This is a genomic window from Bradyrhizobium sp. MI1.7, from assembly GCF_055811795.1.
The window spans coordinates 22,120-48,633 of sequence record NZ_JBVVPO010000013.1 but is presented as its reverse complement, the minus strand read 5'-3'; the positions used below and the strand labels follow the sequence as shown (position 1 = coordinate 48,633).

The following is a 26,514-nucleotide window of genomic DNA, read 5'->3' as shown; positions in this document are numbered from 1 at the left end:
CGGAAATTCAATTGACGCTTTATCATCATTTCTATAAATCTGGATATATGGAAACTGAAGAAGCAGTCCTGGCGCTCGCCGCCCTGTCACAATCGACCCGTCTGGAGGCCTTCCGGACGCTGGTCCGACACGAGCCCGATGGCCTTGCGGCCGGCGACCTCGCACGTCTGCTGGAAGTCCCGCCGAATACGCTTTCGGCTCATCTCTCGATCCTGACGCGTGCCCGCCTCGTCACCTCCGAGCGACACAGCCGTTCAATCGTCTATCGCGCCAACCTTGCGGAGTTCAGGGACGTTGCGGTTTTCCTGCTTCGGGATTGCTGCGGCGGCCGGCCGGAGGTTTGCGAACCGGTTGTCGAGAGCCTTCAAGCCTGCTGCTCGCCAAAGCGAAAGGAGCGAAGCCGTGCCTGACCAGATGTACAATGTTTTGTTCTTGTGCACCGGCAATTCGGCGCGCTCGATCCTCGCCGAGTCGATCCTTCGCAAGGACGGAGCCGGCCGTTTTCAGTCGTTCTCCGCCGGCAGCGCGCCGAAAGGCGCGGTGCACCCGCTGGCGCTGCGCACGCTGGAAAGCATGGACTACCCCGCCGACGGGATGCGCTCGAAGAGCTGGCTGGAGTTCGCCGCTCCCGATGCGCCGGTGATGGATTTCGTCTTCACCGTTTGTGACAATGCGGCCGGTGAATCCTGCCCCATCTGGCCGGGACAGCCGATGACCGCACATTGGGGTATCGAGGACCCCGCCGCAGCCGAAGGTACCGATCTGGAGAAACAGGCAGCGTTCGTCACCGCATTCCGCTACCTCAAGAATCGGATCGACACCTTTGTGAGCCTGCCGCTCAGGAGCATCGACAAGCTCTCCCTCGGCACCAAGCTGCGCGAGATCGGACGCTCCCAGGGCGCAACACATTCAACGCCGAAGGCCGGCTGATGGACAATTTCGATCTTCCACGGCGCCTCGCAGCCGAAGCGCTCGGCACGGGCATTCTCGTCGCCACCGTCGTCGGCTCCGGCATCATGGCCGAGACGCTGACCAAGGACGTAGCGCTGGCGCTTCTGTGCAATACCCTGCCGACCGGAGCCATTCTGGTTGTCCTGATCACCGTGCTCGGTCCGATCTCCGGCGCGCATTTCAATCCCGCGGTGACCCTCGTCTTCACCGGCAAGCGCGAGCTTCCGGTCAACGAAGCCGTGCTCTACGTGGTCGCGCAGATCGCCGGCGGCATCGCGGGAACGATGGCCGCGCATCTGATGTTCGGACTTCCCCTGCTCGATTTCTCGACGAAGGTTCGAACGGGAGGGCCGCAATGGTTCGCCGAAGCGGTCGCCGCCTTCGGTCTGGTCGCGACGATCCTGGCCGGCATCCGATTTCAGCGGACGGCGGTTCCCTGGCTGGTGGGCCTTTACATCACGGCAGCCTATTGGTTCACGGCCTCCACGTCGTTTGCAAATCCGGCGGTGGCCATCGCGCGGTCGCTGACGAACACGTTCTCGGGCATTCGTCCGACCGACCTGCCCGGTTTCATCCTTGCGGAGCTCTGCGGAGCATTCGCCGGCATGCTGTTGATGAACTGGCTGCTCGGACAGTCGAAGTCGCGCGGCCCTGTCCCAATCGCGGAGACGACCCGATGAACGTCACGATCTACCACAACCCCGATTGCGGCACCTCGCGCAACACGCTGGCGATGATTCGACAGAGCGGCGCGGAGCCCACGGTCATCGAATATCTCAAGACCCCGCCATCGCGCGAGACGCTCAAGCAGCTGATTGCAGCGATGGGCATCACGGTTCGCGGATTGCTGCGCGAGAAGGGCACGCCGTACAAGGAGCTCGGCCTCGCCGACCCCAAATGGACCGACGACCAGTTGATCGATCAGATGCTCGCGCATCCCATTCTCATCAACCGCCCGATCGTCGTGACCTCGAAGGGCACGCGCTTGTGCCGCCCTTCCGAAGCCGTCGTCGATCTCCTCGACAATCCGGTCGGCCGGTTCACGAAGGAAGATGGCGAGGTGGTCGAAGCGCGCCAGGCGACTCACCGCCCCTAACGCTCCTCGGTCGGAATCCGCCGCGGTTTTTTTCACGCCAGAGCGGAGGTCGCCGTGAAGACGACCTCCGCCCAGCCTATTCGGCGGCTTGCGACGCGCGCGCGGTCCATTCGTCGGCAGGAGCCGATCGTTCGCCCGATGGAAGCCCCCGGCCCTTCACCAAGCCGAAAATTGCGGGGATCACGACCAGCGTCAGCAGTGTCGATGACGTCATGCCGCCGATCATGGGCACCGCAATGCGCTGCATGATCTCCGATCCGGCCCCGGTGCTCCACATGATCGGCAGCAGACCGGCCATGATGGCAACCACCGTCATCATTTTGGGCCGCACGCGCTCGACCGCGCCCACCATGATGGCGTCGTGGAGATCCCGGCGCGTCAGTGGCCTCCCCTCGGCGCTGCATCTGGCCTTCACCTCGGCCAGCGCGTGATCGAGGTAGATCAGCATGACGACACCCGTCTCGGCGGCGACGCCTGCGAGCGCGATGAAGCCGACCGCGACGGCAACGGACAGGTTGAAGCCGAGCCACCACATCATCCAGATGCCGCCGACCAGCGCGAACGGCAGCGACAGCATCACGATCAGCGTCTCGGTCATCGCCCGGAAGTTCAGGTACAGCAGCAGGAAGATGATCGTGAGCGTCACGGGCACCACGATCTTCAGACGGGCGGCGGCGCGCTGCAGATATTCGTACTGGCCGCTCCACACGACGTAGGTGCCGGCGGGAAACCGGATGCTCTCCGTCACGGCGCGTTGCGCGTCAGTGACGTAGCTTCCGATGTCGCGATCCCGGATGTCGACGTAGATGTAGGTCGCAAGCTGGCCGTTCTCCGTCCGGATCGACGTCGGCCCGCGCGCGGGTTCGACCTTCGCCACCTCGCCGAGCGGCACGGCGCCGCCCGACGGCATCGGCACCAGGATGTCGCTGGCGATGGCCTTGGGGTTGTCACGAAGGTCGCGCGGATAGCGCATGTTCACGGTGAACCGCTGCCGTCCCTCCACGATCGTCGTGACCGTCTGACCGCCGAGCGCGGCCGCGATGGTGTCCTGGACGTCCTGGATCAGGATGCCGTAACGGGCGAGCGCCTCACGGTCGGGAACGATCTCGAGATAATAGCCGCCGATGCCACGCTCGGCGTAGGCCGACGAGGTGCCGGGTACGGTCTTGATGACGCGTTCGATCTGCTTCGCGAGCCGGTCGATCTCGGCGAGGTCATTGCCCATGACCTTGACGCCGACCGGCGTGCGGATTCCGGTCGAGAGCATGTCGATACGTGCCTTGATCGGCATGGTCCAGGCATTGGAGACACCCGGAAACTGCAACGCCTTGTCCATCTCGGCGATGAGACTGTCGACGGTAACGCCGGAACGCCACTGCTCCCTAGGCTTCAGGTTGACGATCGTCTCAAACATCTCTGTCGGGGCGGGATCGGTCGCAGTGGCGGCTCGTCCCGCCTTGCCATAGACCGAAGCGACCTCCGGGAACGACTTGATGATGCGGTCCTGCATCTGCATCAGCTCGGCCGCCTTGGTGACCGAAATGCCGGGCAGCGTCGTTGGCATGTAGAGCAGCGTTCCCTCATTCAGCGCCGGCATGAACTCGGTGCCGAGCTGGCGCGCCGGCCAGATCGTCACCGCAAGCACGACGAGCGAAGCCAGGATGACCGGCGTCTTGGCGCGCAGAACCCCCTTGATCACGGGACGGTAGACCCAGATCAGGAAGCGGTTGATGACGTTCCTGCTCTCCGGGACGATCCTGCCGCGGACGAAGATCACCATCAGCGCCGGCACCAGGGTGACGGACAGCAACGCCGCGGCGGCCATCGAGAAGGTCTTCGTGAACGCCAGCGGGCTGAACAATCGGCCCTCCTGCGATTCCAGCGTGAAGATCGGCATGAACGACACGGTGATGATCAACAGGCTGAAGAAGAGCGCGGGGCCGACCTCGGATGCCGCGTCGATCAGAACCTGCACGCGTGACTGATCGGGCCCCGCCCGTTCGAGGTGCTTGTGTGCGTTCTCGATCATGACGATGGCGGCGTCCACCATGGCGCCGATCGCAATCGCGATGCCACCCAGGCTCATGATGTTCGATCCCAGCCCGAGCAGCTTCATGGCGCCAAACGCCATCAACACGCCGACCGGCAACATCAGGATCGCGACGAGTGCGCTGCGGACATGCAGCAGGAACACGATGCAGACGAGCCCGACGACGATGCTCTCCTCGAACAGGGTATGCTTGAGGGTATCGATCGCCGCGTAGATCAGGTTCGACCGGTCGTAGACCGGCACGATCTCGACCGATTTCGGCAGGCTGCTCGCGATCTCCCTGAAGCGCTTCTTGACGTTTTCGATGACGTCGAGGGCGTTGACGCCGAACCGCTGCAGCACGATGCCGCTTGCGACCTCGCCCTCGCCGTTCAATTCGGCGATGCCGCGCCGCTCGTCGGGCCCGAGCTCGACGTTGGCGACGTCCCGCAGCAGCACCGGCGTGCCGTTGCTCGTCTTCAGCACGATGTTGCCGAGATCGTTGATGCTCTTGATGTAGCCCTTGCCGCGGATGACGTATTCGAACTCGGAGAGCTCGACGGTGCGGCCGCCGACGTCGGCGTTGCTGGCGCGGATCGCCTCACGTATTTTTTGCATGCTGATGCCGCGGTCGCGCATCCGCTGCGGGTCGAGGACCACGTTGTACTGCTTGACGAAGCCGCCGACGCTGGCGACCTCGGCGACGCCTTCGGCCTTGGCCAGCGCGAACTTCAGATTCCAGTCCTGGATCGTGCGCGTGTCCGCCAGGTTCAATTCCTTCGATATGACGGCGTATTGGTAGACCCAGCCGACGCCGGTCGCGTCGGGCCCGATGGTCGGGGTGACGCCGGCGGGAAGCCTGGACGCCGCGCCGTTCAGGAATTCCATGACGCGCGACCGCGCCCAATAGATGTCGGTGCCGTCCTCGAAGATCACATAGACGAAGGAGACGCCGAAGAACGAGAAGCCGCGTACGACCTTCGATTTCGGCACGGTGAGCATCGCCGTCGTCAGCGGATAGGTGACCTGATCCTCGATCACCTGCGGCGCCTGGCCGGGATACTCGGTGTAGACGATGACCTGCGTATCCGAGAGGTCCGGGATCGCATCCAGCGGAAGGTGAACCAGGGCATAGAGGCCGGCGGCGGCCGCGAAGCCGGCGCCGAACAGCACGAGCAGCAGATTGCGCGCCGACCAGGCGATGATGCGGGCGATCATTTGTGATCTCCCGTTGCATTGCCAGGGCCGGCGTCGGTGGCCTGGGATGCCGCCTCGCCAAACCCCTTCAGCGCGGCCTTCAGGTTGCTTTCCGCATCGATCAGGAAGTTGGCGGAGGTCACCACCGCCTCGCCGTCCGCGAGACCATGGCGCACCTCGACATAGCCGCCGCCGCGACGGCCGAGCTTGACTTCCCGCGGCTCGAAACGCCCTTCCCCCTTGTCGACGAGCACGGCCTGCCGGCTGCCGGTGTCGAGCACCGCGCTGTCCTGTATCGCCAGGACGGGCGCGGCATCGGCCGTGTCGATGTCGGCATCGACGTACATGTCGGGCAGCAGCACCGCGTCCGGATTGGCGAGCTCGATCCTGATGCGAACGGTGCGCGTGTCGCGGTTCACCTGCGGATAGACGACGGCGATGGTCCCGGTGAAGGTCCGGCCGGGGAAACTGCGCGCGCGCACCGCGACTGACTGCCCCACCGCGATGTTGCCGAGATCGCGCTCGGCCACGTCGACCAGCGCCCAGACCACCGAGGTGTCCGCGATCCGGAACAGAACGTCGCCGGGATTGGCCCGCATCCCTTCGATCGCATTGCGTTCGAGCACGACCCCGTCGCGCGGCGCAGACCAGCGTATGGCGACGGGCGCGGTGTGCGTCTTGTCCATCTCCGCAATGACGGACTCGGGAACGTCGAGATTGACCAGCCGCTGTCGCGAGCCGCGGCCGTACATCTCGACACCGCCGACCGTCTTGGAGGTGATCGTCGCAAGATATTCCGCCGCTGCGGACGCCACCGCCGAACTGTAGATTTCCATCAGCGGCTGGCCGGCCTTCACGCGCGTGCCGGTGGTCACGTCGGCGACCTTCTGCACGAAGCTTTCGGCGCGCATCGCGATCACCGACACGCGGCGTTCATCGAGCTGGATCGTGCCGGGCGCCTTCACCGAGACCCGGATCGAGCGCCGCGTGACGGGCTCGGACTTCACGCCCGCGCGCTGGATCTTGCCGGGCGACAGCTTCACCGTGCCGTCGTCGGTGTCGTCGCCTTCGTAAACGGCGACATAGTCCATCCCCATCGGATCCTTCTTTGGGACGGGCGACGTGTCGGGCAGCCCCATCGGATTGCGGTAGTAGAGGATTTTTCGCGGCGAAGCCGCTTGCGCCTTCGGTAGCGCCGGCGCGACGGCCGCTCCATCGTCGTCGTAGACCGGCAGATAGTCCCGCCCGCGGTCGTCCTTCTTCGGACCCGCAGACCAGAGCGACGCGCCGCTTGGATCGCGGTAGTAGAGCGGAGTTCGCTCCGCGGCGGCCGCAGCCGATGATATGTCGGCCTCAGCGAGCCAGCCCGCACCGTTCGAATGCCAGTAGTAGCCGGCCAGGACCAGGCCGCCGCCCAGCGCAAGTGCCGTCAGGAGACGCAGCGTTTTCATGTCGTGTATCCGCGCACCCGGGAGCGCGCGTCCGTGTGAAGGAAAAGGGGGAATGTCGGGCGCTGCCGGGCAGCGCCCGAACGCTCACTTGACCGCCGTGACGATCACCTTGCCGGTGACGGTCTCCGGTTCGCCCTGCACCTTCACGGACAGCGTCATCTGGTAGCGGCCAGCCATCGGCAGGTCCGTCTTGAAGGCGTACACACCAGGCTCCCTGGACGGCAGCGGCGCGACCGCCGATTCCATCTCGGCCATCCCGTCCGGGGCCATGTCGAGGCGGGTCTTGAAGATGACTGCGTCCGGTATCGGCTTGCCGGACTGCTTGTTCGTCAGGCGAACGGCGAGCGTGACGTCTTCGCCCTTCCTCATCTGCGGAGTGACGGGCTCGAAGGCGTAGTCGCCCGCGCCCGCCATCGCGGCTGAAGCGGCAAGCGAAAGGGTGGCGGCGAGAGCCGCGGTGCGGATTTTGGAAAGCATTGTCTTGTCCTCATGAATTGATCTTTCGCCGTGGCGCGTGAAGCGCGCACGTCAGTCGTCGTCGCGAGCAGGCATGCCGCTCGCGTCTCGGGCTTTGCGAGATCAGATTCGAGGAGGTCGGAAAGGAGGACTGCCGCCGCGGAAGGAAACGACCTGATCCGGGGGAATAGCCAACGTGCTGGCCATGACGGCGAGACGCTCGAACGCCACGGGCCTGACATCACCGAGCGCGATGATCCCACCGACGCAGCAGAAGCCCATCCCGCACTTGTAGCCGCCGCTATGGGAGCCTGTTCCCTTCATGTCGGGACAACAATCGTCCATCGACATGTCGGCGTCGCCGCTCATGTGCATGGCCGTCTGCATGCCATCCGACGACATTGCGAGGTTCGCCGCGGACGCGCCAACCGGCAGCATCGCCAAGGATATGGCGATGGCGACTGCCAGGATGGTACGGACGAACTGCATCAATATCGACTTACTTTGTCAGGCCGGAACTCGGCCTCAGTAGCATATTCGGGCACCAAAGGCAGTCATTGATCGTGGTCAAGCGTTCGTTACCCAGGCTGGTCCGGAGGCCGGGTTGGACGTTTCGACGCGGTCCTTCGGACTATCGTGCAAAACAGCAACACAAGGCCACCATCGACCGACCAGCCCGTCCAGCAGCCCGCGCGGATGTTGACGCGCTCATCCCCTGATGCCAGTTTCGTGATCGGTAGTGTCCGCAAGGACTCTTCAAGGGAATGCGGTGCGTCCACCTCAGTGGGCAATTCCGCGGCTGCCCCCGCAACTGTAGGCGGATAGTCGACGACCAAACAAACCACTGGAGCCCCGCTTGGGCCTCTGGGAAGGTGGTCGAAGGCGATGACCCGCGAGCCAGGAAACCTGCTGCCAGCCATGGTCACGCGCGAACGCATTGGGCGGGGTGCCCTGATGTCGGACAAGTAGCCGGTGCATCCGCCGCCTGGGGCGAAGGTGGATGACTAAGGCAACCGCGGTGACGGTTTGTTTGCGTCGCCGCAGAGCGTTGTTGTGCAACATTTTCATTTCCGTGCTGGCGCAAGGCCAGCGTTATCGCGTGCTTTCCTGATTACTCTGCTCTCGTCGGTGTCCTTGTCGTCCGCGGCGCTCGCGCAAAGCGCGGCGCAGGACAACCGCTCCCGGGAGGTCGGCCCGGTGATCGTGTCGCCGCCTGCGCCGCGACAGGCTCCTGCCGTCAGCCCCGGCACTCAGAAGCAGCGCGCCGCCCGGCGCGCCGCGGGACGCAATCGTGGCGCCCCTGCTGTCGCCGTTCCGGCCACGCAAGCTCCGAGCGGCCCGGTGCAGACGCCGCTCAACACGGCAGCCGTCACCGATGTCGGCTCCCGGCTCGGCATCACGGCGCGCGAGATGCCGGCGACCGTCGAGGTCATCAGTCAGCGGACGATGCAGGACCTGGGCATCCGGACCACGACCGACGTCGCCAAGGCTGCAGTCGGCGTCACCGGCGGCGATGCGCCCGGCGCGCCCGCCATCTTCTCGATGCGTGGCTTTTCCGGCGACCAGATCTCCACGCTCTACAACGGCATCCCGATCGGGCCGTCGACCATGACCGGCCGTCCCATGGACGTGGCTGGCCTCCAGCAGGTCGAGATCATCAAGGGACCGGACTCGCTGGTGGCGGGCCTCGGTGCGACCGGCGGCGCCATCAACTACGTGAACAAGGCGCCGCACACCGGACCAATCGTCAACGACGCCTTCACCTCCTACGATTCCTTCAACGGCTATCGCGCCGGTTACGGATCGGGCGGCAGCACGCTGATCAACGGCCTCGACTACCGCTTCGATATCAGCCATTTCAACAACAAGGGCTTTATCGACGACACCTATTCGAAGCTCAGCAACGTCTCGGGCCAGCTGAACTATCGCGTCAACGAGAACCTGAAGATCTGGGGCGCAACCGAATACAGGCAGGACAACGACCGCTTCTACTGGGGGACGCCGCTGGTGCCGGCGAACGCGCCGGGCATCGTGCCGACGTACGGCATCGTGTCCGGCGTCTGGAGCAACTATTACCTCGGCGGCGGCACGCCGGTCCCGGTCACCATCGACGCGCGCACGCTGACCACGAACTACAACGTGCTCGACAATCACAGCGGCGCCAACGAGCTCTGGCTGCGCAGCGGCTTTCAATGGGACATCACCAACAACATCTCGCTGAAAAGCCAAGTCTACGGCTATGACGCCCACCGGCACTGGTTCAACAACGAGATCTCGTCGTTCGACCAGACCGTAGGCAATTTCGCAGGCGCGCAGAGCATCTACCGCGAGCGCCTGGCGCTCGATCACGCGCAGCGGCTCTACGGCAACATCACCGACCTCACCGTCAATTCCAACGTCGCCGGAATGGACAATCGCTTCGTCGCCACCGTGGCGGCGAGCAGCAACCAGTTCAACGTCTCGCAGGACACGTTGTTCTTCAATGACTACGTCGATCTCCTCAATCCGGACCGCGGCCTCTACGGCCCGCGCAGCGACGAGAAGATCTACACCCATCTCGACACCACCTCGCTGTCGTTCGAGGACCGGCTCAAGCTGACCTCGACCTTCGCGCTGATCGGCGGCATCCGTTTTGAGAATATCGAGCTGTCGCGGACCCGCTTCGACGAGACTGGCCTCCTGAAAGCCAGCTATCCTTTCTCGAAGACGTTCAATCCGGTCACCGGACGCATCGGCTACACCTGGGACATCGCGCCCGGCGTGATGCTTTACGGCCAGTACGCGACGGCGGCGGACCCGACGGTCGCGAACATCTTCATCCTCAGGCCCACGACGCCGCTGCTGCTCACGACGTCGCGAACCTACGAGACCGGCGTGAAGCTGCTGTCGGCCGACAAGCGCGCGGAGGCCACGCTCTCGGCCTTCGACATCGAGCGCAAGAACGTCTACGTCCCCGAAAGCGGCATCCTCTTCAACGTCGCCGGCAAGATGGCCTCCAAGGGCGTCGAGATTGCCGCCGCGGTCAATCCGGTCGCGGGCCTGAAACTATGGGGCAACGTCGCCTTCGTGCAGTCGCGCTTCATCGACTTCACCTATGTCGACGGCAATGGCGACTTCCAGTCCTATTCGGGCAAGACGCCGCCCAACGTTCCCAACTTCATCGCCAACGCCGGCGCCTCCTATCGCTTCGACACGAAGCTGCCGGTGGAGATCGGCGGCCTCGTCCGTCACGTCGGCGACCGCTTCAACTTCCAGGACAATCTGGTCACGATGGACGCCTACACGATCTTCGACGCATACGCGTTCGTCGATATTCCAAAAGCCTATTTCCCGGGCGTCGACCAGACCCGGATCAGCTTTCGCGTGAGGAACCTGACCAACAAGCTCTACGCGGCCTGGGGCGATCCGGGTTACACCGACCAGATCATCCTGGGCGCGCCGCGCAGCTACGAGGTCGCGGCTTCGTTCAAGTGGTAGTCGCGGATCACCTCGTCCGCGCCGTGGCGGGAGGTGTCACGCGACAGTAGGACGCAATCGCAAATCGATTGCGCCGTTGAAGCCGCGGGTCTCGAGAGCTATCGATCAACGAAACCTCGCTTCCATCGGGAGGAACGCATGAGCACCATCACCGGCGGTTGTCACTGTGGCGCAATCCGCTATCAGGTCGAGGGCGAAGCGATCGTGCACGCGCTGTGTCACTGCCGCGATTGCAGGCTTCACGCGGGCGCTCCCGTCGTCGGCTGGACGATGTACGCGGACGATGCCGTCAAGGTGACCAAGGGCGAGCCCAAGGTGTATCACTCCTCGGAACATGCCTGGCGGCACTTTTGCGGCGACTGCGGAACCGGCCTGTTTTATGTCAATGCCGACATGTTACCCGGGGTCATCGACGTCCAGAGCGCGACCTACGACGATCCCGATGCCGTACCGGCGACGATGCACATCCAGGTCGCAGAGCGCCTTCGATGGATGGAGCGCGCGCACGAACTGCCGACATTCGACCGCTATCCTCCGCCACCGTAGCGGCGCGCGCGAAGCGTTCGCCGTCTGGATGGAACCGCACAAACACCATCTTGCAACGGCCGGACGATCTCACGTAGATTGATCGGCGTGGGGACGAAGCAGACTCCCCGTGAGACCTCGGTCCAAGCTCTGCGCAGCACGCCATTCGTGGAGCTTGCGCATGGATACCGAACGCCACCCTCCTCTCCGCCCTACCGTTGCCATCCTCTCCCGCGGCGACGCTGCCGCGCGCCGGGACACGACGGCACAAAACAGCCGCTTCGTCCGCGTTTTCGAAGCACTCGCCGCGGTCGGCATCGAAGCCCGGCCGGTGATCTACGACGAGATCTTCGCCGACGCCGTCCGCGATCAACTGCTCGCCGTCGATGGCGTGCTCGTCTGGGTCGATCCGATCCATCAGGGCAAGACGCGCGAGGCCCTCGACCCGCTGCTTCGCGACGTTGCGGCGCAAGGGCCATGGGTGAGCGCACATCCCGACGTGATCCTGAAGATGGGCGTCAAGGACGTGCTCTACCGAACGCGTCATCTCGGCTGGGGAGCCGACACGCATCGCTATGACACCGCCGCAAGCTTCCGCGCCGAATTTCCTTCGCGCCTTCAGGCGAACGGTCCGCGCGTGCTCAAGCAAAATCGCGGCAATGGTGGCCAAGGGGTGTGGAAGGTGGAGGCCCTGCCCAACGCGGACGCCATGGTTCGCGTGCTGCATGCCCAACGCGGCAGTCTACCCGAGGACATGCCGCTCGATGCCTTGCTCGCCCGCTGCGAACCGTATTTCGGATGGGGCGGCTGCATCATCGACCAGGCGTTCCAACCCCGCCTGCCCGACGGCATGATCCGCTGCTACATGAGCGGCGCTGAGGTCGTGGGCTTCGGGCATCAATTGATCAAGGCGCTGATCCCGCCGCCGGAAGGCCCCGACGCACCTGAGGCGCAGCCGGGCCCACGGATCATGCACGGACCCGATGCTCCGCAATTCCAGGCGCTCCGAAGATCGATGGAGGACGAATGGACGCCGCAGCTGATGGACACGCTCGGCATCGACGAACCGTCGCTGCCGGTGATCTGGGACGCCGACTTCCTGTACGGGCCCCGCGACGCCGCCGGTACCGACACCTACGTCCTGTGCGAAATCAACGCGAGCTCATGCTTTGCGATTCCCGACGACGCGCCGGCGGCAATCGCCCGAACGGTGAAGCACCGCTTGCTCCGGACTCAAGCAGTGCGTTCGGGCGCATAACCGGCGGCCCGGCTTCGACACCCTAATGCGCAGCGCAGCGGCAGCTTTCATAGGCGACGGGATCGTGGCTGTTGACGATGCTCACGCGGTCGCCGTGGTTCAGCTTCAGCGCGCGCAGCCGCGCCTGGTTGGCGATCCGCATCTTGCGATCCATGTCGCCGCGGCGCTGGAAATAGCCGAGCATGAGCGGCACGTGCGGCGACGCGTCGAGCTGGCCGTGGTGGAAATAGCTGTCGCCGGCATGCAGCAGCCATTTCTCGCCTGATCGCACCGCGATGCCGCAATGGCCGAGTGTGTGGCCGGCGAGCGGGATCATCAGGATGTCGGCTTCCTTGTCGCCGAGCGCGCGCACGCCCTTGAAGCCGAACCAGTCCTCGCCGGCCTCGCCATAGAATGTCCAGCCCGGCCCATGGCTCCACTGCCCCGTGACATAACGCCCTTCGGGCGGCGCGGGCTTGCGCAGCACCGCCATGTCGTATTCGGCGCGGTGGACGTGGATCGCGGCATGGGGAAAGTCCGGCACGCCGCCGGCGTGGTCGCGGTCGAGATGCGTCAGCAGCACGTGGCGCACATCGCTGGGCGAGTAGCCGAGCGCCTTCACCTGCTCGACCGCCGTCTCCGCCGGATCCAGCCTCGGCGCGGTCTGGCGCAGCCATCGGCCCCCGAGCCGATCGGGCGTTGCGATATCGCCGAGACCGATGCCGGTGTCGACCAGAGCGAGTCCGTCCCTCGTCTCGACCAGCAGGCAATGGCAGACCAGGCGGGCGCGCTGGAACAGGCCGCCCGTGCCGTTCACAAGGCGGCGGCCCATGGGGCACATCGTGCCGGTGTTGAGGTGCTGGATCTTCATGGCGCGTTCCTGCTGTTGTGAGCAGGGCGTTCTTGCCACCGGGCGATCTATAGGTAAAATATTGAATATTGATACTATCTCTAGGCATATCCTATGGACATCCGCGAGCTTCGCTACTTCGCAGCCGTGTACCGCGAGCGCAATCTGACCGCGGCGGCGCGGGCTTGCTTCGTGTCGCAGCCGTCGATCTCGACCGCGATCACCCATCTGGAGGCCGAGCTCGGCACCACCCTGTTCATCCGGCACAAGAAGGGCGTCGCGCCGACCGCCTCAGCCGAGCAGTTTCATGCGCTGGCCCGCCGCATCATCGACGAGGCGGACGCCGCACGCAGCCTGTTCAGGAAGCCGAATACGAAGACCACCGTCACGCTGGGACTGATGCGCACGCTCGACATACCCCGAACGATCGCGCTGCTGAAGCCGCTGACGGCGCGCACCGACATCGCGCTCCGCCTCGTCGGCAGCGACGAGCGCGCCGATGCGCGCATCATCTCGAAGAGCATGCTCCGCGCCGACGAGCATTTCGTCGCGCTGTGGAGCGAGCGCTATGTCGCCGCACTTCCGCCCTCGCATCCGCTGACGCTGAAGGAGAAGCTGCGGACCGCCGATCTCGCCGGCGTCCCTCTGATCGACCGCTGCCATTGCGAGCAAAGCGAATTCTTCGGTCGGAGCTCACAACGAAGGCAGACCGCGGCGATCGCGCAATCGGAGGATTGGGCGATGGCGCTGGTCGCGGCCGGCGTCGGCATTGCCATCGTCCCGGAAGGCGTGGCGCGCGGCAACCCTGATGTCGCGGTGCGCGAGATCGAGGTCAGGGTCAAACGCGAGGTCGGCCTCGCCTACCGCGCGTCAGAGCCGCTGGCGGATGCGCTGAAGGAGTTTGTCGGGAAGCTCCAGAGGCAGCGGCGAAAGCCGGATCGGACCGGCCCACGGCGTAACAAGCGCAGGAAGTCCTAGCCCTTCGTGACCACGGCGCGCCCGTAAGGCGGCTGCGCCGCGACCGGCGGATTGGCGGTCTGGGCTGCGAGTTCGCCGATCAGGCGGTCGGCATCGGCGGCCATGCCGTCGGGCGCCTGGATCACCAGACGCTCCAGCGCCCAGCGATAGGACGAGACGCGCTGCTCGAGGCACAGCTGCACCCACTGGATGATCAGCGAGTTCTCCTGCATGCGCGCGACCGCATCGTCCCTCTCCCTTGGCGAGAGCTCGGAGACGCGCGCCATGGTCGCATCGCGCTTCCTGTCGAGATCGATGACGCGGATCGCGGAGCCGAAGAACGGCTCGAAACGGGTGATGTCGTTGCGCACGTCCTCGATCAGCTGCGCATAGCGCGATGAATGCGAGCGATGCGGCTCGTCGATCAGCGTGCGCCCATACATGGTGCGGTCGAACACGACCTTCTGCTGCCAGGGCGACGGCAGCGCCCTGTAGTCGCCGAATACGCTCTTCCAGGCGGGCCGCGACAGCGGCGGCTCGATCATGGGATAGGCGAGATCGCGAAGCTGGCGCTCCGCGTCGGTGAGCTGGAATTGGGACGACTTCAGGCCGACGCTGCCGGTGGCCTCGGCCCCGAGCCAGCGATGCATGTCGTCGCTGCGCATGTCAGCGCGGGTGCGGCCGAAATCGCCGCCGCTGCACGCGCCGAGCGTCGCACCGACGAGTGCGAGCAGGACGGCCGTTACGACAGGCCGGATCTGGCGGATGGCATCCGGCATTGCAAAAGCCGGATGCTAGCGGCGACGACGACGGCGCCCCGGCGCTGTGCCCTGCTCCGGCCCGCGATCGCCGCTGGTTTCTTCCGTCTGGCGCTCGATGCGGATCACGGGGAGGATCAGAATCGTTCCCGTTTCCGTACGCGGCGTGGCATCCCCCGACGAGCCTGCCCGGCGACCGGCCGGAAATTCGATAATGGTCCCCATATCAGCTCTCTATCAATTGCCGCGCGACCGAGCGCGCTGGTGCAACGTGCGTTCATTAAGATCAGTTCATGGTTAACGGGGTGTAAACGCGCCTTCCGGACCGTAACTTCACGGGCGGCCTCCCGCGTCCCGTTGCGGGACGACAACACCTGAAATGATGGGGTCGACTTCACGCCTCGTTTTCCTTAACGAGCCTTTAAAGGAACCTGCGTTAGGCTCGCGGACGAGTATCTTTTCCAGGTCGCGTATCTCTCCATGACCAAGTCGCTGTTTCCCGGATTCGACGGGCTGATGAGCCTCTCCCGTCGCGAAGGCGTTGATGTTCGCCCGACGCTGCTGCGCGTGCTGACGGACCTCTATGTCCAGGCGCCCACCCACAGCGACGACGAGCAGCGCCAGTTCATCGAGCTTGCGACGCGGCTGATCGACCAGGTCGACGATGCGACGCGCGCGGCCGTCAAGGCGAAGCTTGCGATCTATCCGCAGACGCCCGTCCCGGTCCTGCAGAAACTCGGGCTGGTTGCGACCCAGGAAGGCCGCAGGGTTCCGCTCGCGCGCGAAATTCGCAGCTCCCCGCAGGCGGCTTCGCCAGCTCGCACGCCGACCGACGCCGAGTTGCGCATGGCCGCCAACATGGCGATGCAGCCGAAGGAAGCGGCCGAGATCCACGACATGTTCTTCCGCGCCGATGCGACCCAGCGCGCGCTGGTCCTGCACAATCTGGCGCAAACCCCGCTGAAGGCCGCGCCGCGGATTCCGACCGTGCGTGCCAAGCGCGCGCTCCAGATCCTGGAGATGGCGGCAATCGCCAACGATGTCGAGAATTTCACCTACGAGCTCGGCGACAGCCTGATCCTGCCCTCGCGCGTCGCAGCCCAGATCGTCGACGATGCCGGTGGCGAAGCGCTCGCAATCGCCGCGCGCGCGCTCGACATGCCGAGCCCGAACTTCCAGCGCATCCTCCTGTTCTTCAAGCCGGAGATCGGCACGTCGGTCGATGCGGTGTACCGGTTGTCGCGGCTCTACGACCGGCTCAGCGACCGCTCCGCGCTGGTGATGCTGGCGGCCTGGCGCGGCTCGACGCTCGCAGTCACGCGCGCAAAATACCAGTCGTCGCTGCATGACAGCGAACGCCAACGCCCGCGTGCGGGCGCCAGCCAGACCCGGCCGGGCGTGCAGCCGGGCTCGGCGCCTGCGGTGCGGACGGGCACCGACGGATCGGACCGCTAGGTCTTCGCCAATTCGAGGAAGTGACGACCTTTGCGGTCCTCGGTCTCGACGATCCAGGCGTCCGGATCGAAGCGGATTTCCTTGGTGAGGCGCTCCTCGACCGCTGGCTCAGGCATCGGCTGCGCGGCAAGTGGCACGAAGAAGCGATCGACCGGCCGGCCGTCGTCATAGACGGTCTGCGGCGCCGGTACGTACAGCATCGCGTTGCCGTCGAGCAGCGACACCTTCACGAATACCGCGCCCGCCTCCTCGGCACCGCGACGACGCACCGCCCCGAACACGCCTTCGGTCTGGCACCGGCGCAGGTAGGCGGAAACCCAAATGTTTGATTTCAAACGCATGAAGAGCACGATAGGCCAGTGCTGCAATCAGCACCAGCCTTCGCACAACAATGACGCTTATTCGACGGGGTGGCCGATCGCGGCTCCGAGCTCGCGCAGCAGGCGGTCGGAGACCTGACCCGTCACCTGCATCTTGTGCTCGCGCTCGAATTTCTGGATCGCGGACTGCGTCTCTGCGCCCATCGTGCCCGTGATCTTCAAATTGCCATAGCCGTATTCGGATAGCGCGCGCTGCACGCCGGCGATACGCCGCGCGGCCGGACTCTGCGCGACGGGAATCGGCGCCGGCGGACGCGCGATGGCGACGGATTGCGGCGGCGCCGACGTCGTTTGCTTGACCAGATTGGTCATCGGATCGCCCGCGCGCGGCGTCGATGCCGTCGCCTCGACCGGCTTCTCGGGGGCCTTCTCGGCGGCGCGCTCGACAGGCTTGGGCTCGGCGCGGAATTCCGTCGCTCTCGGCTCCAGCGGCGAGGTATCCGCGCCGACGGGGCGCGGACGCGGCAAGGGGTTCGACAGCGGCACGGACGACGGCGCGGGAAGATTGATCACGGTGCCGAACATCGGCGCCGGATGCCGGCCGGTCTGAAGGAACAGCGCGTTGGCAACGATCGCGCTGACTGCGGCGACGGCGACGAGACCGGCCAGCGTGTCCTTGGGACTGTGCAGCAGGATGCGCATCGCAAGATTGCGCTCGGTCTCGACATCGATGACCGCGGCCTTGGCGCCACGGCGGCGCGGAGCGGCTTCGTCCTTGGCAGACTTCTTAGGCACTTTTCTTCACCAGAGCTGGTTGGTCGTGAGATTGGTCCTGAAGCTCCTGGCGCGGCACCGGCGTCAGCGTCGCGATCTTGCTCTCGGCCGCCATTCTATCGGACGTCTTGGCCTGCGGCGGCGTGTAGACGAGCGGCAATCTGACGGTGACGGAGGTGCCCTCGCCGAGCCTGCTTTGTACAGTCAATTCGCCGAGATGCAACGCCACCAGACTCTTCACGATCGAAAGCCCGAGACCCGTGCCTTCGTGACGGCGCTGATAGGTCTTCCCGGCCTGGAAGAACGGCGCACCGATGCGCTTGAGATCATCGGCCGCAATGCCGACACCGGTGTCGCTGATGCGCAGCGCGAGCTGCGATCCGGACACCGCGGCCGATACGGCGACCTGACCGCCGCGCTCGGTGAACTTGATGGCGTTGGCGACGAGATTGAGCACGATCTGCTTGAAGGCGCGCGGATCGCCGGTCATGACAGGCAGGTCCTGCGGCGCATCGGTGATGAGGTCGATGCCGTTCTCCCGCGCCTTCAGCGCCAGCAGATTGCAGCAATGCATCAGAGAGGCGCGCGGCGTGAACGGTTCCGACGCAATCTCGAAATTGCCCGATTCCATCTTCGACATGTCGAGGATGCCGTTGACGACCGACAGCAGATGCTGGCCGGAATCGTTGATGAGCTGGGCATATTCCTTGCGTTGGGCCGCACCCAGCATCAGGGTCTGCTCCTGCGCGATCATCTCGGAGAAACCGATGATGGCGTTGAGCGGCGTGCGCAGCTCGTGGCTCATGGTGGCGAGGAAGCGGGTCTTGGCAGCATCGGCCGCTTCCGCGGCGCTGCGCGCCTGATCGAGCGCCTGCTCCGCGAGCTTGCGATCGGTGACGTCGCGCATCACGCCGACGACTTCCGCCTCGCGCGTGGCATCGCCGTCAATATCCTGGCGGCCGATATCCTGGTCGAGCGGCCGGCAGCGCATCTCGACCCAGATGAAATCGACCTGGCCACGCTCCGATCCGGCCGGCTCCCGCCGCAGCCGGAACTCGACGCTGCGCACGTCGCCGCGCGCGGCATCGGAGAGCGCGGTGAGATAGGCCGGACGATCGGCGACATGGACGCGGTCGAACAGGCCGTGGCCGAGCAGCTGCGCGACGGGCATGCCGAGCATGGCTTCCACCGCCGGCGAGATGAACTGCACCGCGCCGTTGCGCCGATGCCGCGAGATGACGTCGCTCATGTTGCGCGCCAGCAGCCGATAGCGCTCTTCCTCGCGCAACAGCAGTGCAACGCTGGTGCGCGCGAGCGATTCCGCACCGAAGGCGAGGCCCGCGGCATAGAGCGTCGCCGAGGCGACGCCGAACGCCATCAGCACGCCGCGTTGTGCGGCGCTGGCGTCTCCAGCCGGAAGCCAGCCGAGCTGGCCGGCAAAGATCAGGACGCCGGCGCAGGACAGCGCAAGCAGGGAGGCAAAGGCCGCGACGCGGCGCGAGGCCGACAACGCGGCTTCCAGGGGAACCACGACCAGCCAGATCGCAGCGAATGATTCGATGCCGCCGGTGGTGCCGGCAACCGCCATGATCAGGCCGGCGAGCGCCAGCGACGACAGCACATGGGCGCCTTCATAGCGGCCGGTGCGCGACAGGAACCATGACAGGAGAATGGGGGCGATCAGCCACGCGAAGGCGGCGACCTCGATCGCGCTCGGCACGCCGCGCGTGGCGAGATAGACCGGGAATGCGGCAAACGCGGCCAGGCTGCCGAGCAGCCGCGGCGCCATGAAGGCGCGATGGCGCGCTCGCGTCAGCGCGTCGTAACGCGCGGAGGGATGCAGCAGTGCATCGAGACAATCGCGGATGATACTCAAAACTGTCACGGGTCTCGCGCTTCGGCCCACTCGTCGAGAAGACGCGCCGGAACGCCTCCTTATCGTTGAGCCACCGTGTCAGAGCGACCTTAAACGAGTGCTAAGGCAATGCGGCCCGCCGCCGGACACTGTGTCATCGCGGAGATTTTTAGGCGATTTGACCACGTCATCATCGGGGATGGTGAACACAGGGTTTCACCAGTCCCCGCATGGTTTCGAATTGGTGGACAAGCGGCGCCACCGGAATCACGGGGCTCCGGCGTCAATCGAAAATTTACGACGTGGCGGTTCGGGAAGATTCTTGCGTAGATTTTCCGCGAATTAAGCGGAAGGCAATCACTTGCGATTTATCGAGAGTTGCTAGGTCCGGCGCCTCGCGGGCATCGCCGCGGCGGGATCTAACATACAGGTCGATAAGATGCGCTTTCTGCTCCGCATCACATTCTGGCTCGGGCTGGTGCTGGTGCTCCTGCCGCGGGACAAGACGCCCGAATCGGAGAAGCTGCCGCAGATCGGCGCCGCCGATGCGGTGCAGGCTGCGACCGCGGCCGTCTCCGACGTGACCCAGTTCTGCAAGCGCCAGCCGGCGGCCTGCGAGGTCGGCGGCCAGGCCGCGACCATCATCGGCCAGCGCGCACAGGACGGCGCGAAGAAGATCTACCAGATCATCAACGACAAGAAAGAACAGCTCGAGAAGACCGACAAGAAGGCGCCCGATCATACCGGCTCGATCGCGCTGGCCGGCGAAGGCGATGCCGCCTCGGGCGAGGCGCCGCGCGACACCCTGAGCCAGGACGACCTCGCGCTGGAATGGCGCGGCCCTGCGGCGGCGCCGGCGAATTAGCGGCCAAACCCTATCGATTTCGCCTCCTCGCATCCTTATATTGGCCTGAACGGGAACATTGGGCCAGCATGACGACGATCGACGAAATCAGGGACAATTTCGAGCTCCTGGACGAGTGGGACGACCGCTACCGGTACGTCATCGAGCTCGGCCGCACCCTGGAACCGATGCCCGAATCCGAGCATTCGGCCGAGAACAAGGTGAATGGCTGCGTCAGCCAGGTCTGGCTCCAGAAGCTGGTCGATCGCGATGGCGGCGCCCCGATCCTGAAATATCGCGGCGACAGTGACGCCCACATCGTGCGCGGGCTGGTCGCGATCGTGCTCTCGCTTTACTCCGGCCGCACGCCACAGCAGATCCTTGCGACCGACGCGATCGCGGTGTTCAACGAATTCGGCTTTCGCGATCATCTGACGCCGCAGCGCTCCAACGGCCTGCGCTCGATGGTCGAGCGCATCAAGACCGACGCGAAAGAGGCGCTCGCGGAAGCCACCTGAAGCGGTTACTTCCGCTTCCGCTGCTGCTGTCCCAGTCCCATCTGCTTTGCCAGTTGCGAGCGCGCCACCGCGTAGTTCGGCGCGACCATGGGATAGTCGGCCGGCAGGCCCCATTTCTCGCGATATTGCTCCGGCGTCATGTTGTACTGGGTGCGCAGATGGCGCTTCAGCGACTTGAAGCGCTTGCCGTCTTCCAGACAGACCAGATAGTCCGGCGCGATCGACTTCTTCAGCGACACCGCCGGCTTGGCCGGCTCGAGCGGCGCGGTCTCGGTGCGGCCTGACGAGACGCGCACCAAGGCGCCATGCACCTGGCTGATCAGGTTCGGGATATCGGCCGCCGGCGTCGGGTTGTTGCCGACATAGGCGGACACGATGCTCGCCGTCAGCTCGATGAAATTCTTAGCCCCGTTATCCGACATGGGCCCGACCTTTCCCTGACCTTGCGTCTCGCCGGAGAGACGACGCCTAAGTATTCCGTGTCAACAATACATTCGGCCGAAATAAGACGACTGACGAATATGAGCTGATTACTGACGAAGTGACAAGAACGATGGCGCTCTACTTGGACGCGGCGGCCTCAGGACCGCTGGTCGAGATGGGCGCGCAGTTCGTCGATCGAGGCGAAGCGCATCATGCCTTCCGGCATCTGCGCTTCGATCGAGCCATCGGAATAGAGCGAATAGGCCATGCCGTCGACGATACCCGATTTGAGCACGGTCACGGGCGCCTGCTCGACCGGCGTCGGTTCGGGGGGAGGCGGCGGCGGGCCGGGCTCGGTAAAGATCGACGGGGAGCGCGGCGGCGGGCGACGCCCGGCGGCCGGCGGTTCCGGTGGCCGCATACGGTCCGGCCTCGGCCAGGCATCGTCGAAGCTCGCCGGCTGACTCTCCGGGCCGGCCGGTTCCGTGGGCTCGTCATGAGGCTGCGGCGGCAAGCTCTCTGTCGCCTTCGCCTCCGCGCGCTCGCGCTCCTTGCGGGAGGACGATGCGAACAACAGGTTGCGGCGGCGCGGCGCTTCCGGAGCCGCAGGCGGTGTCGGAGCTTCCGGCTCCGGCGGCGGTTCGGCGCGCGGCCGCTCGCGCGCGGCGGCCTCGCTCTGCCACGGCGGCAGACCCGCGGCCGGTGGTGGCTCGGTTTTCGTCGCCGGTGCCGGGAACGGCTCGGACACTGGCGCGCCAGGCACCGCGAGGCCCGGCAGCACGGGCCTGACCCGAACCTCGGCCGGCGCGGCCGATCCGGCCAGCCGGCGGGCGATGCCCTTCAGTTCCACGACCACGACGTAAAGGCCGGCCAGTAACATTCCGGAGCAGACGCCAATGGTGCCGGAGATTATGAGGGTGCTACCGAGGCTGGCCTCCCTAACGGTGAAGCCGAACAGGATCGTAAGGAGGCCCGCCAGGACGGCGAAAATCCCCACAATCAACAATGCCAAGCTCATCGAACTCACCCCTGGTCGCGCAGCCGTGCGCGACACCCGTTACGCCACGATACCGTCATACGGTGTTCCACGCCAACGGCGAATTAGAGCCTGCGTTCCTAAAGGGAAGGATATCAGGGACTTATTCACATTCCCTTCAGCTACCACCCGCTACTTCTAACCTGCTCTCAACTGTCTGGATTTGCTGCGTCGCATCAGGATTTTAGCCATAATGCCCAATTACTTGGTAATGGAACTGCGCTATAGGGATTCCGGGGAAGTGGCCCGCGGGCACCAGCAGGGCCAAGAGGGGATTCCGGGTCACCAATAGCCATGACATCCATCACGACTTCGGCGATCGACACGCCTCTGCGGCGCTCGGTTGAACGGACTTGCGACGATCTCGCCATGCTGGTGCTGGCTGCGGTCGCCGTCATTGCAGGCTTGACCTTCCGCGACTACGGGCTCGGCTGGGACGATTACACCCACGCTGAATATGCCGACCTGCTGCTGCGCATGTTCGGTTCCGGCTTCAGGGACACCGCGGCGCTCTCTTTCGCGAATCTCTACATGTATGGCGGCGGCTTCGACATGGTCGCGGCTCTCCTGCACAAGGTCATTCCGCTCGAGCTGTTCGAGACGCGACGCATGCTCGGCGCCATGGTCGGCGTGATCGGGCTTGCGGTGACGTGGCGGCTCGGCCGCCGCATCGGCGGGCCCCTTGCCGGTCTTGCCGCGCTCCTGCTGCTCGCGCTCTGCCCGATCTTCTACGGCCACATGTTCATGAACCCGAAGGATGCGCCCTTCGCGGTGGCCATGATCATCCTGATGCTGGGCCTCGTCCGTCTCGCCGAGGAATATCCGCAGCCGTCGCCGCGCACAATCCTGATCGTCGGCCTGGGTGCCGGCCTCTCGCTCGGCTGCCGCGTCCTCGGCGGCCTCGCACTGGTCTACGCCATGATCGGCTTCATGCCGCTGTTCCTGGAGGAGCTGCGCACCGAAGGCGCCCGCGAAGCAGCCCGCCGCTTCGCCCATGTCGTCTACGTGCTGCTGCCCGGCCTCGTGTTCGGCTATCTCGTGATGGGCCTGATCTGGCCGTGGTCGATCATGGAGCCCGGCAATCCCTTCGAGGCCCTGACCTATTTCTCGCACTTCTTCGAGAAGCCCTGGAAGGAGATGTTCGACGGCGCGATCGTGTCCGTGCCCGACATGCCCTGGTCCTATCTGCCGACGCTGTTCGCGCTGCAGCTTCCCGAGGTGATGCTGGTGCTGATGGGCGGCGCCGTGGTTAGCACCTTCGCGATGCTGCCGCGCCGCGAGGTTCCGGCGCGCCGCAAGACCATCCTCTTGATGCTGACGCTGGCGGCGACCCTGCCGCTCGCGATCGCGATGGTAAAGCGGCCGGCGCTGTACAACGGCATCCGCCATTTCGTCTTCGTGATCCCGCCGATGGCGGTGCTCGGCGGCGTCGCCTTTGCCTGGGCCATGGAGCGCCTGCGCACCAACCACCGCACCTGGCAGCCCGTCGTGCTCGCGACCTTCTGCTTCGGCCTCGCGCTGTCGCTGGCCGAGATGATCCGGCTGCATCCCTATCAATACACGCACTTCAACCACATCGCCGGCACCGTGCGCGGCGCCGACGACCGCTTCATGCTGGACTATTGGGGCCTTGCGCTGAAGCAGGCCTCGGACGAATTGCGCGAGCAGATCGTCGAGCGGCAGGAAGTGGCGCCGGGCAACCGCAAATGGAAGGTCGCGGTGTGCGGTCCGCAGCGCCCGGCCCAGGTCGCGCTCGGGCCCGACTTCACCATCGGCTGGGATTCCAACGCGGCCGATTTCGCGATGACGCTCGGCGAGTTCTACTGCAAGGGCCTCACTGCGCCCGTGATGGTCGAGATCAAGCGCGACGACGTGGTGTTCGCCCGCGTCTACGACATCCGCGGCCGTAGCATTTCCAGCCTGCTGTCGATCCCGGCGCCGTAATAATTTTCTCCGGGAGCTTTCGGGAAGGCGCCCCCCATTTCGCGGAGCCTGTCATCGGGCGGCGCTTCGCGCCGACCCGTTGGCTCCATGCGGGCTACGCGTGGCTGCTGCGATTTGACCGCCTTGCCGCCAGCCTCACCCGCGACTACGCTCCCTCCCCGCAACAACGATGTTCGGAGAGATAAGCCATGTCGCCAGCGGAAGCGCGCCTGAAGGAAGTGCCGTCGAACATGACGGAGGCGGAGTGGCAGCAACGGGTCAATCTCGCCGCCTGCTACCGCCTCGTCTCGCTGTACGGCTGGGACGATCTGGTCGACACCCACATCTCCGCCCGCGTGCCCGGCCCCGACCATCATTTCCTCATCAACCCCTACGGACTGATGTTCGACGAGATCACGGCATCGAGCCTCGTCAAGGTCGACCTGCACGGCAACCAGCTCTCCGAGAGCGAGTACAGCATCAACCCGGCCGGGTTCACCATCCATTCGGCGATCCACGAGGTGCGCGAGGACGCAATCTGCGTGCTGCATCTCCACACGCTCGACGGCACCGCGGTGTCGAGCAGCGCGGAAGGGCTGCTGCCGCTGAACCAGACCGCCCAGCTCGTCACCCACGACCTCGCCTATCACGACTACGAGGGCATCGCGCTCGATCACGACGAGCGGCCGCGGCTGCAGAAGGACCTCGGCGACCACAACCACATGCTGCTGCGTAACCACGGCACGCTGACGGTCGGCCGGTCGGTCGCCTCCGCGTTCGAGCGCATGTACCATCTCGAGCGCGCCTGCTCGATGCAGGTGCGCACGCGCGCTCTGGGCACGCCGGTCTACCCGGTTGAGGAGATTGCGATCGAGAAGAACACCGAGCTGCTCGCCAACCGCGACCGCGCCGAGCTGCGCGCCACCAACCTGGTCTGGCCGCCGCTGCTGCGCAAGCTCGACCGCGAGCTTCCGGGCTACCGGTCTTGAGATTTTGCGGATTTGGTGTAGGGTAGCGTTCAATGAACCTCTACGCCTTTTGGAATGAAACGCCGCCCAATTCCGGGCGGCGTTTTTATTTGCGCCGTCATTGCGAGGAGCGAAGCGACGAAGCAATCCAGACTGTGCCCGTGGAGGGATTCTGGGTTGCTTCGCTACGCTCGCAATGACGAGGAGAGAGTCTTCGTAGGGTGGGCAAAGCGACTCGTCCGCCGTAGCTCGAAGAGCGAAGGCGATCGCGGAGAGATGGTGGGCACGGCGCTTTGCGCCTTTGCCCACCCTACGGCACCGCGCCTATGTCACGTCCGCGAGCGCAGCGAGGATCCGCGCCCAGGAGCGGATGCCCTTCTGGAAACTCCGCAGGTCGTATTTCTCGTTCGGCGAATGGATGTTGTCGTCGTCCAATCCGAAGCCGACCAGCAGCGAGTCGAGCCCAAGCGTCCGCTTGAAATCGGCGACGATCGGGATCGAGGCGCCCGAACCCATCAGCACGGTCTCCTTGCCCCACTCCTCGGTCAGCGCCTTGCTGGCGGCGGCGAGCGGTTTCATGTTCCAGTCGAGCGCCACCGCGGGCGCGGCGGAATGATCGCCGAACTCGACCTTGCAGTCGCCCGGAAGCCGCGCCGCCACGTAGTCGCGAAAAGCCTTGCGGATCTTCTGGGGGTCCTGCCCCTCGACCAGGCGGAACGAGACCTTGGCCGAGGCGTGCGACGGGATCACCGTCTTGGAGCCTTCGCCGATATAGCCGCCCCAGATGCCGTTGACGTCGCAGGTCGGACGCGACGAGGCCTGCTCGATCAGCAGCCGGCCCTTCTCGCCGGCGGGGATCGACAGACCGATCGGCTTGAGGAACATCTCCGGCGTGAGGTTCAGCTTCTTCCACTGCTCCAGGATATCGGGCGGCAGATCCTTCACGCCGTCATAGAAGCCGGGGATGGTGATGCGGTTGTCGTCGTCGAACAGGCCGCCCAGGATTTTCGTCAGCACCCGAATCGGGTTCATGGCGCTGCCGCCGAACACGCCGGAATGCAAATCGCGATTGGCGGCGGTGATCTTCAGCTCTTCATAGAGCAGACCGCGAAGCGACGTCGTGATCGCGGGCGTGTTGCGGTCCCACATGCCGGTGTCGCAGACCAGCACGTAGTCCGCTTTGAACTCGTCCTTGTTGGCCTCGATGAACGGCACGAAATTCTTGGAGCCGACCTCCTCCTCGCCTTCGATCAGGAAGGTGATGTCGATCGGCAGCGAGCCGGTCACTTTCTTCCAGGCGCGGCAGGCCTCGACGAAGGTCATGACCTGGCCCTTGTCGTCCTCGGCGCCGCGCGCGACGATGATCTTGCGGCCGTCGGCGTGGTCGGTCACGGCAGGCTCGAACGGCGGACGG

Annotated in this window: 26 protein-coding genes and 1 riboswitch; of the genes, 13 read left to right on the top strand and 13 right to left on the bottom strand. The window is 65.2% G+C overall.

Going from position 1 to position 26,514, the window contains the following annotated elements; genetic code table 11:
* Nucleotides 1-47 precede the first annotated feature (47 nt).
* Genes AC0L3X_RS14885 through arsC form a run of 4 tightly spaced genes read left to right on the top strand, consistent with a single transcriptional unit; the run spans nucleotide 48 to nucleotide 2,047 of the window.
* Nucleotides 48-410: an ArsR/SmtB family transcription factor gene (locus tag AC0L3X_RS14885; RefSeq protein WP_063984569.1), complete on the top strand. Its 363-nt coding sequence runs from the start codon at nucleotides 48-50 to the stop codon at nucleotides 408-410.
* On the top strand, nucleotides 403-930 hold the full coding sequence (locus AC0L3X_RS14880; RefSeq protein WP_063984570.1) for an arsenate reductase ArsC: 528 nt from the start codon (nucleotides 403-405) through the stop codon (nucleotides 928-930). The genes AC0L3X_RS14885 and AC0L3X_RS14880 overlap by 8 nt, the downstream gene beginning before the upstream one ends.
* Nucleotides 930-1,631: an aquaporin gene (locus AC0L3X_RS14875; RefSeq protein ID WP_063984571.1), complete on the top strand. Its 702-nt coding sequence runs from the start codon at nucleotides 930-932 to the stop codon at nucleotides 1,629-1,631. The genes AC0L3X_RS14880 and AC0L3X_RS14875 overlap by 1 nt, the downstream gene beginning before the upstream one ends.
* Nucleotides 1,628-2,047 carry an arsenate reductase (glutaredoxin) gene (gene arsC / locus AC0L3X_RS14870; RefSeq protein WP_063984572.1) on the top strand — a complete coding sequence of 140 codons (420 nt, stop codon included), beginning with the start codon at nucleotides 1,628-1,630 and terminating at the stop codon, nucleotides 2,045-2,047. Before AC0L3X_RS14875 ends, arsC begins: the two co-directional genes overlap by 4 nt.
* Before the next feature lie 76 nt (nucleotides 2,048-2,123).
* On the opposite strand, the gene AC0L3X_RS14865 is transcribed toward arsC, so the two are convergent.
* From AC0L3X_RS14865 to AC0L3X_RS14850, 4 genes are all read right to left on the bottom strand, one after another.
* Complete coding sequence (locus tag AC0L3X_RS14865) at nucleotides 2,124-5,294, bottom strand: efflux RND transporter permease subunit (protein ID WP_063984573.1); 3,171 nt, start codon at nucleotides 5,292-5,294, stop codon at nucleotides 2,124-2,126.
* Nucleotides 5,291-6,724 (bottom strand): efflux RND transporter periplasmic adaptor subunit, encoded by a 1,434-nt coding sequence (locus AC0L3X_RS14860; RefSeq protein ID WP_063984574.1) that lies wholly within the window; start codon nucleotides 6,722-6,724, stop codon nucleotides 5,291-5,293. Before AC0L3X_RS14860 ends, AC0L3X_RS14865 begins: the two co-directional genes overlap by 4 nt.
* Before the next feature lie 84 nt (nucleotides 6,725-6,808).
* Complete coding sequence (locus AC0L3X_RS14855) at nucleotides 6,809-7,201, bottom strand: FixH family protein (RefSeq protein WP_063984575.1); 393 nt, start codon at nucleotides 7,199-7,201, stop codon at nucleotides 6,809-6,811.
* A 102-nt stretch (nucleotides 7,202-7,303) separates the two neighbouring features.
* Nucleotides 7,304-7,669 (bottom strand): hypothetical protein, encoded by a 366-nt coding sequence (locus AC0L3X_RS14850; protein WP_063984576.1) that lies wholly within the window; start codon nucleotides 7,667-7,669, stop codon nucleotides 7,304-7,306.
* 231 nt (nucleotides 7,670-7,900) lie between these two features.
* Nucleotides 7,901-8,108: riboswitch (cobalamin riboswitch) on the top strand.
* A gap of 200 nt (nucleotides 8,109-8,308) precedes the next feature.
* Between AC0L3X_RS14850 and AC0L3X_RS14845 the strand changes: the two genes are divergently transcribed.
* From AC0L3X_RS14845 to AC0L3X_RS14835, 3 genes are all read left to right on the top strand, one after another.
* On the top strand, nucleotides 8,309-10,657 hold the full coding sequence (locus AC0L3X_RS14845) for a TonB-dependent receptor (protein WP_231144429.1): 2,349 nt from the start codon (nucleotides 8,309-8,311) through the stop codon (nucleotides 10,655-10,657).
* A 138-nt stretch (nucleotides 10,658-10,795) separates the two neighbouring features.
* Entirely contained in the window at nucleotides 10,796-11,203 is a 408-nt protein-coding gene (locus AC0L3X_RS14840; protein WP_063984578.1) for a GFA family protein, read from the top strand.
* Between the two features lie 160 nt (nucleotides 11,204-11,363).
* A complete protein-coding gene (locus AC0L3X_RS14835) occupies nucleotides 11,364-12,440 on the top strand; it encodes a Cj0069 family protein (protein WP_063984579.1) in 1,077 nt (358 codons plus the stop codon).
* 22 nt (nucleotides 12,441-12,462) lie between these two features.
* Here the strand turns inward: AC0L3X_RS14835 and AC0L3X_RS14830 are convergent, their stop codons facing one another.
* Nucleotides 12,463-13,290 (bottom strand): MBL fold metallo-hydrolase, encoded by an 828-nt coding sequence (locus AC0L3X_RS14830; RefSeq protein WP_063984580.1) that lies wholly within the window; start codon nucleotides 13,288-13,290, stop codon nucleotides 12,463-12,465.
* A gap of 93 nt (nucleotides 13,291-13,383) precedes the next feature.
* Between AC0L3X_RS14830 and AC0L3X_RS14825 the strand changes: the two genes are divergently transcribed.
* Complete coding sequence (locus AC0L3X_RS14825) at nucleotides 13,384-14,247, top strand: LysR family transcriptional regulator (RefSeq protein WP_063984581.1); 864 nt, start codon at nucleotides 13,384-13,386, stop codon at nucleotides 14,245-14,247.
* Here the strand turns inward: AC0L3X_RS14825 and AC0L3X_RS14820 are convergent.
* Together AC0L3X_RS14820 and AC0L3X_RS14815 are read right to left on the bottom strand one after the other, a co-directional pair.
* Complete coding sequence (locus AC0L3X_RS14820) at nucleotides 14,244-15,005, bottom strand: hypothetical protein (protein WP_063984582.1); 762 nt, start codon at nucleotides 15,003-15,005, stop codon at nucleotides 14,244-14,246. The genes AC0L3X_RS14825 and AC0L3X_RS14820 overlap by 4 nt on opposite strands.
* A 15-nt stretch (nucleotides 15,006-15,020) precedes the next feature.
* Nucleotides 15,021-15,209, bottom strand: coding sequence for a hypothetical protein (locus tag AC0L3X_RS14815; RefSeq protein ID WP_014496746.1), 189 nt, complete (start codon nucleotides 15,207-15,209; stop codon nucleotides 15,021-15,023).
* Nucleotides 15,210-15,464: 255 nt separating this feature from the next.
* On the opposite strand from AC0L3X_RS14815, the gene AC0L3X_RS14810 reads away from it, so the two are divergent.
* The gene (locus tag AC0L3X_RS14810; protein ID WP_063984583.1) at nucleotides 15,465-16,439 is read left to right on the top strand and encodes a DUF2336 domain-containing protein; all 975 of its coding nucleotides are present in this window, start codon (nucleotides 15,465-15,467) and stop codon (nucleotides 16,437-16,439) included.
* Here AC0L3X_RS14810 and AC0L3X_RS14805 read toward each other — a convergent pair.
* The 3 genes from AC0L3X_RS14805 to AC0L3X_RS14795 are packed head-to-tail and all read right to left on the bottom strand — an operon-like array spanning nucleotide 16,436 to nucleotide 19,418.
* Nucleotides 16,436-16,780 (bottom strand): DUF1491 family protein, encoded by a 345-nt coding sequence (locus AC0L3X_RS14805; protein WP_063986550.1) that lies wholly within the window; start codon nucleotides 16,778-16,780, stop codon nucleotides 16,436-16,438. The genes AC0L3X_RS14810 and AC0L3X_RS14805 overlap by 4 nt on opposite strands.
* Nucleotides 16,781-16,837: 57 nt before the next feature.
* Entirely contained in the window at nucleotides 16,838-17,554 is a 717-nt protein-coding gene (locus AC0L3X_RS14800; RefSeq protein WP_063984584.1) for a peptidoglycan-binding domain-containing protein, read from the bottom strand.
* Complete coding sequence (locus tag AC0L3X_RS14795; RefSeq protein WP_283018546.1) at nucleotides 17,547-19,418, bottom strand: PAS domain-containing sensor histidine kinase; 1,872 nt, start codon at nucleotides 19,416-19,418, stop codon at nucleotides 17,547-17,549. Before AC0L3X_RS14795 ends, AC0L3X_RS14800 begins: the two co-directional genes overlap by 8 nt.
* A gap of 409 nt (nucleotides 19,419-19,827) precedes the next feature.
* Here AC0L3X_RS14795 and AC0L3X_RS14790 point away from each other — a divergent pair, with 409 nt between their 5' ends.
* Both AC0L3X_RS14790 and AC0L3X_RS14785 read left to right on the top strand, forming a co-directional pair.
* The gene (locus AC0L3X_RS14790; protein ID WP_063984586.1) at nucleotides 19,828-20,253 is read left to right on the top strand and encodes a DUF5330 domain-containing protein; all 426 of its coding nucleotides are present in this window, start codon (nucleotides 19,828-19,830) and stop codon (nucleotides 20,251-20,253) included.
* A gap of 68 nt (nucleotides 20,254-20,321) precedes the next feature.
* A complete protein-coding gene (locus AC0L3X_RS14785; RefSeq protein WP_028149946.1) occupies nucleotides 20,322-20,750 on the top strand; it encodes a SufE family protein in 429 nt (142 codons plus the stop codon).
* Nucleotides 20,751-20,755: 5 nt separating this feature from the next.
* Here AC0L3X_RS14785 and AC0L3X_RS14780 read toward each other — a convergent pair whose 3' ends face one another.
* Together AC0L3X_RS14780 and AC0L3X_RS14775 are read right to left on the bottom strand one after the other, a co-directional pair.
* On the bottom strand, nucleotides 20,756-21,172 hold the full coding sequence (locus AC0L3X_RS14780) for a Ros/MucR family transcriptional regulator (protein WP_063984587.1): 417 nt from the start codon (nucleotides 21,170-21,172) through the stop codon (nucleotides 20,756-20,758).
* Nucleotides 21,173-21,330: 158 nt separating this feature from the next.
* On the bottom strand, nucleotides 21,331-22,191 hold the full coding sequence (locus AC0L3X_RS14775; RefSeq protein WP_063984588.1) for a hypothetical protein: 861 nt from the start codon (nucleotides 22,189-22,191) through the stop codon (nucleotides 21,331-21,333).
* Between the two features lie 312 nt (nucleotides 22,192-22,503).
* On the opposite strand from AC0L3X_RS14775, the gene AC0L3X_RS14770 reads away from it, so the two are divergent.
* Both AC0L3X_RS14770 and AC0L3X_RS14765 read left to right on the top strand, forming a co-directional pair.
* The gene (locus AC0L3X_RS14770) at nucleotides 22,504-24,153 is read left to right on the top strand and encodes a glycosyltransferase family 39 protein (RefSeq protein ID WP_063984589.1); all 1,650 of its coding nucleotides are present in this window, start codon (nucleotides 22,504-22,506) and stop codon (nucleotides 24,151-24,153) included.
* A gap of 188 nt (nucleotides 24,154-24,341) precedes the next feature.
* The gene (locus AC0L3X_RS14765) at nucleotides 24,342-25,121 is read left to right on the top strand and encodes a class II aldolase/adducin family protein (RefSeq protein ID WP_028153549.1); all 780 of its coding nucleotides are present in this window, start codon (nucleotides 24,342-24,344) and stop codon (nucleotides 25,119-25,121) included.
* Nucleotides 25,122-25,424: 303 nt separating this feature from the next.
* Here the strand turns inward: AC0L3X_RS14765 and AC0L3X_RS14760 are convergent.
* Nucleotides 25,425-26,514: M20/M25/M40 family metallo-hydrolase (locus AC0L3X_RS14760; RefSeq protein WP_473316496.1), on the bottom strand; the 1,090-nt coding region annotated here is incomplete at its 5' end.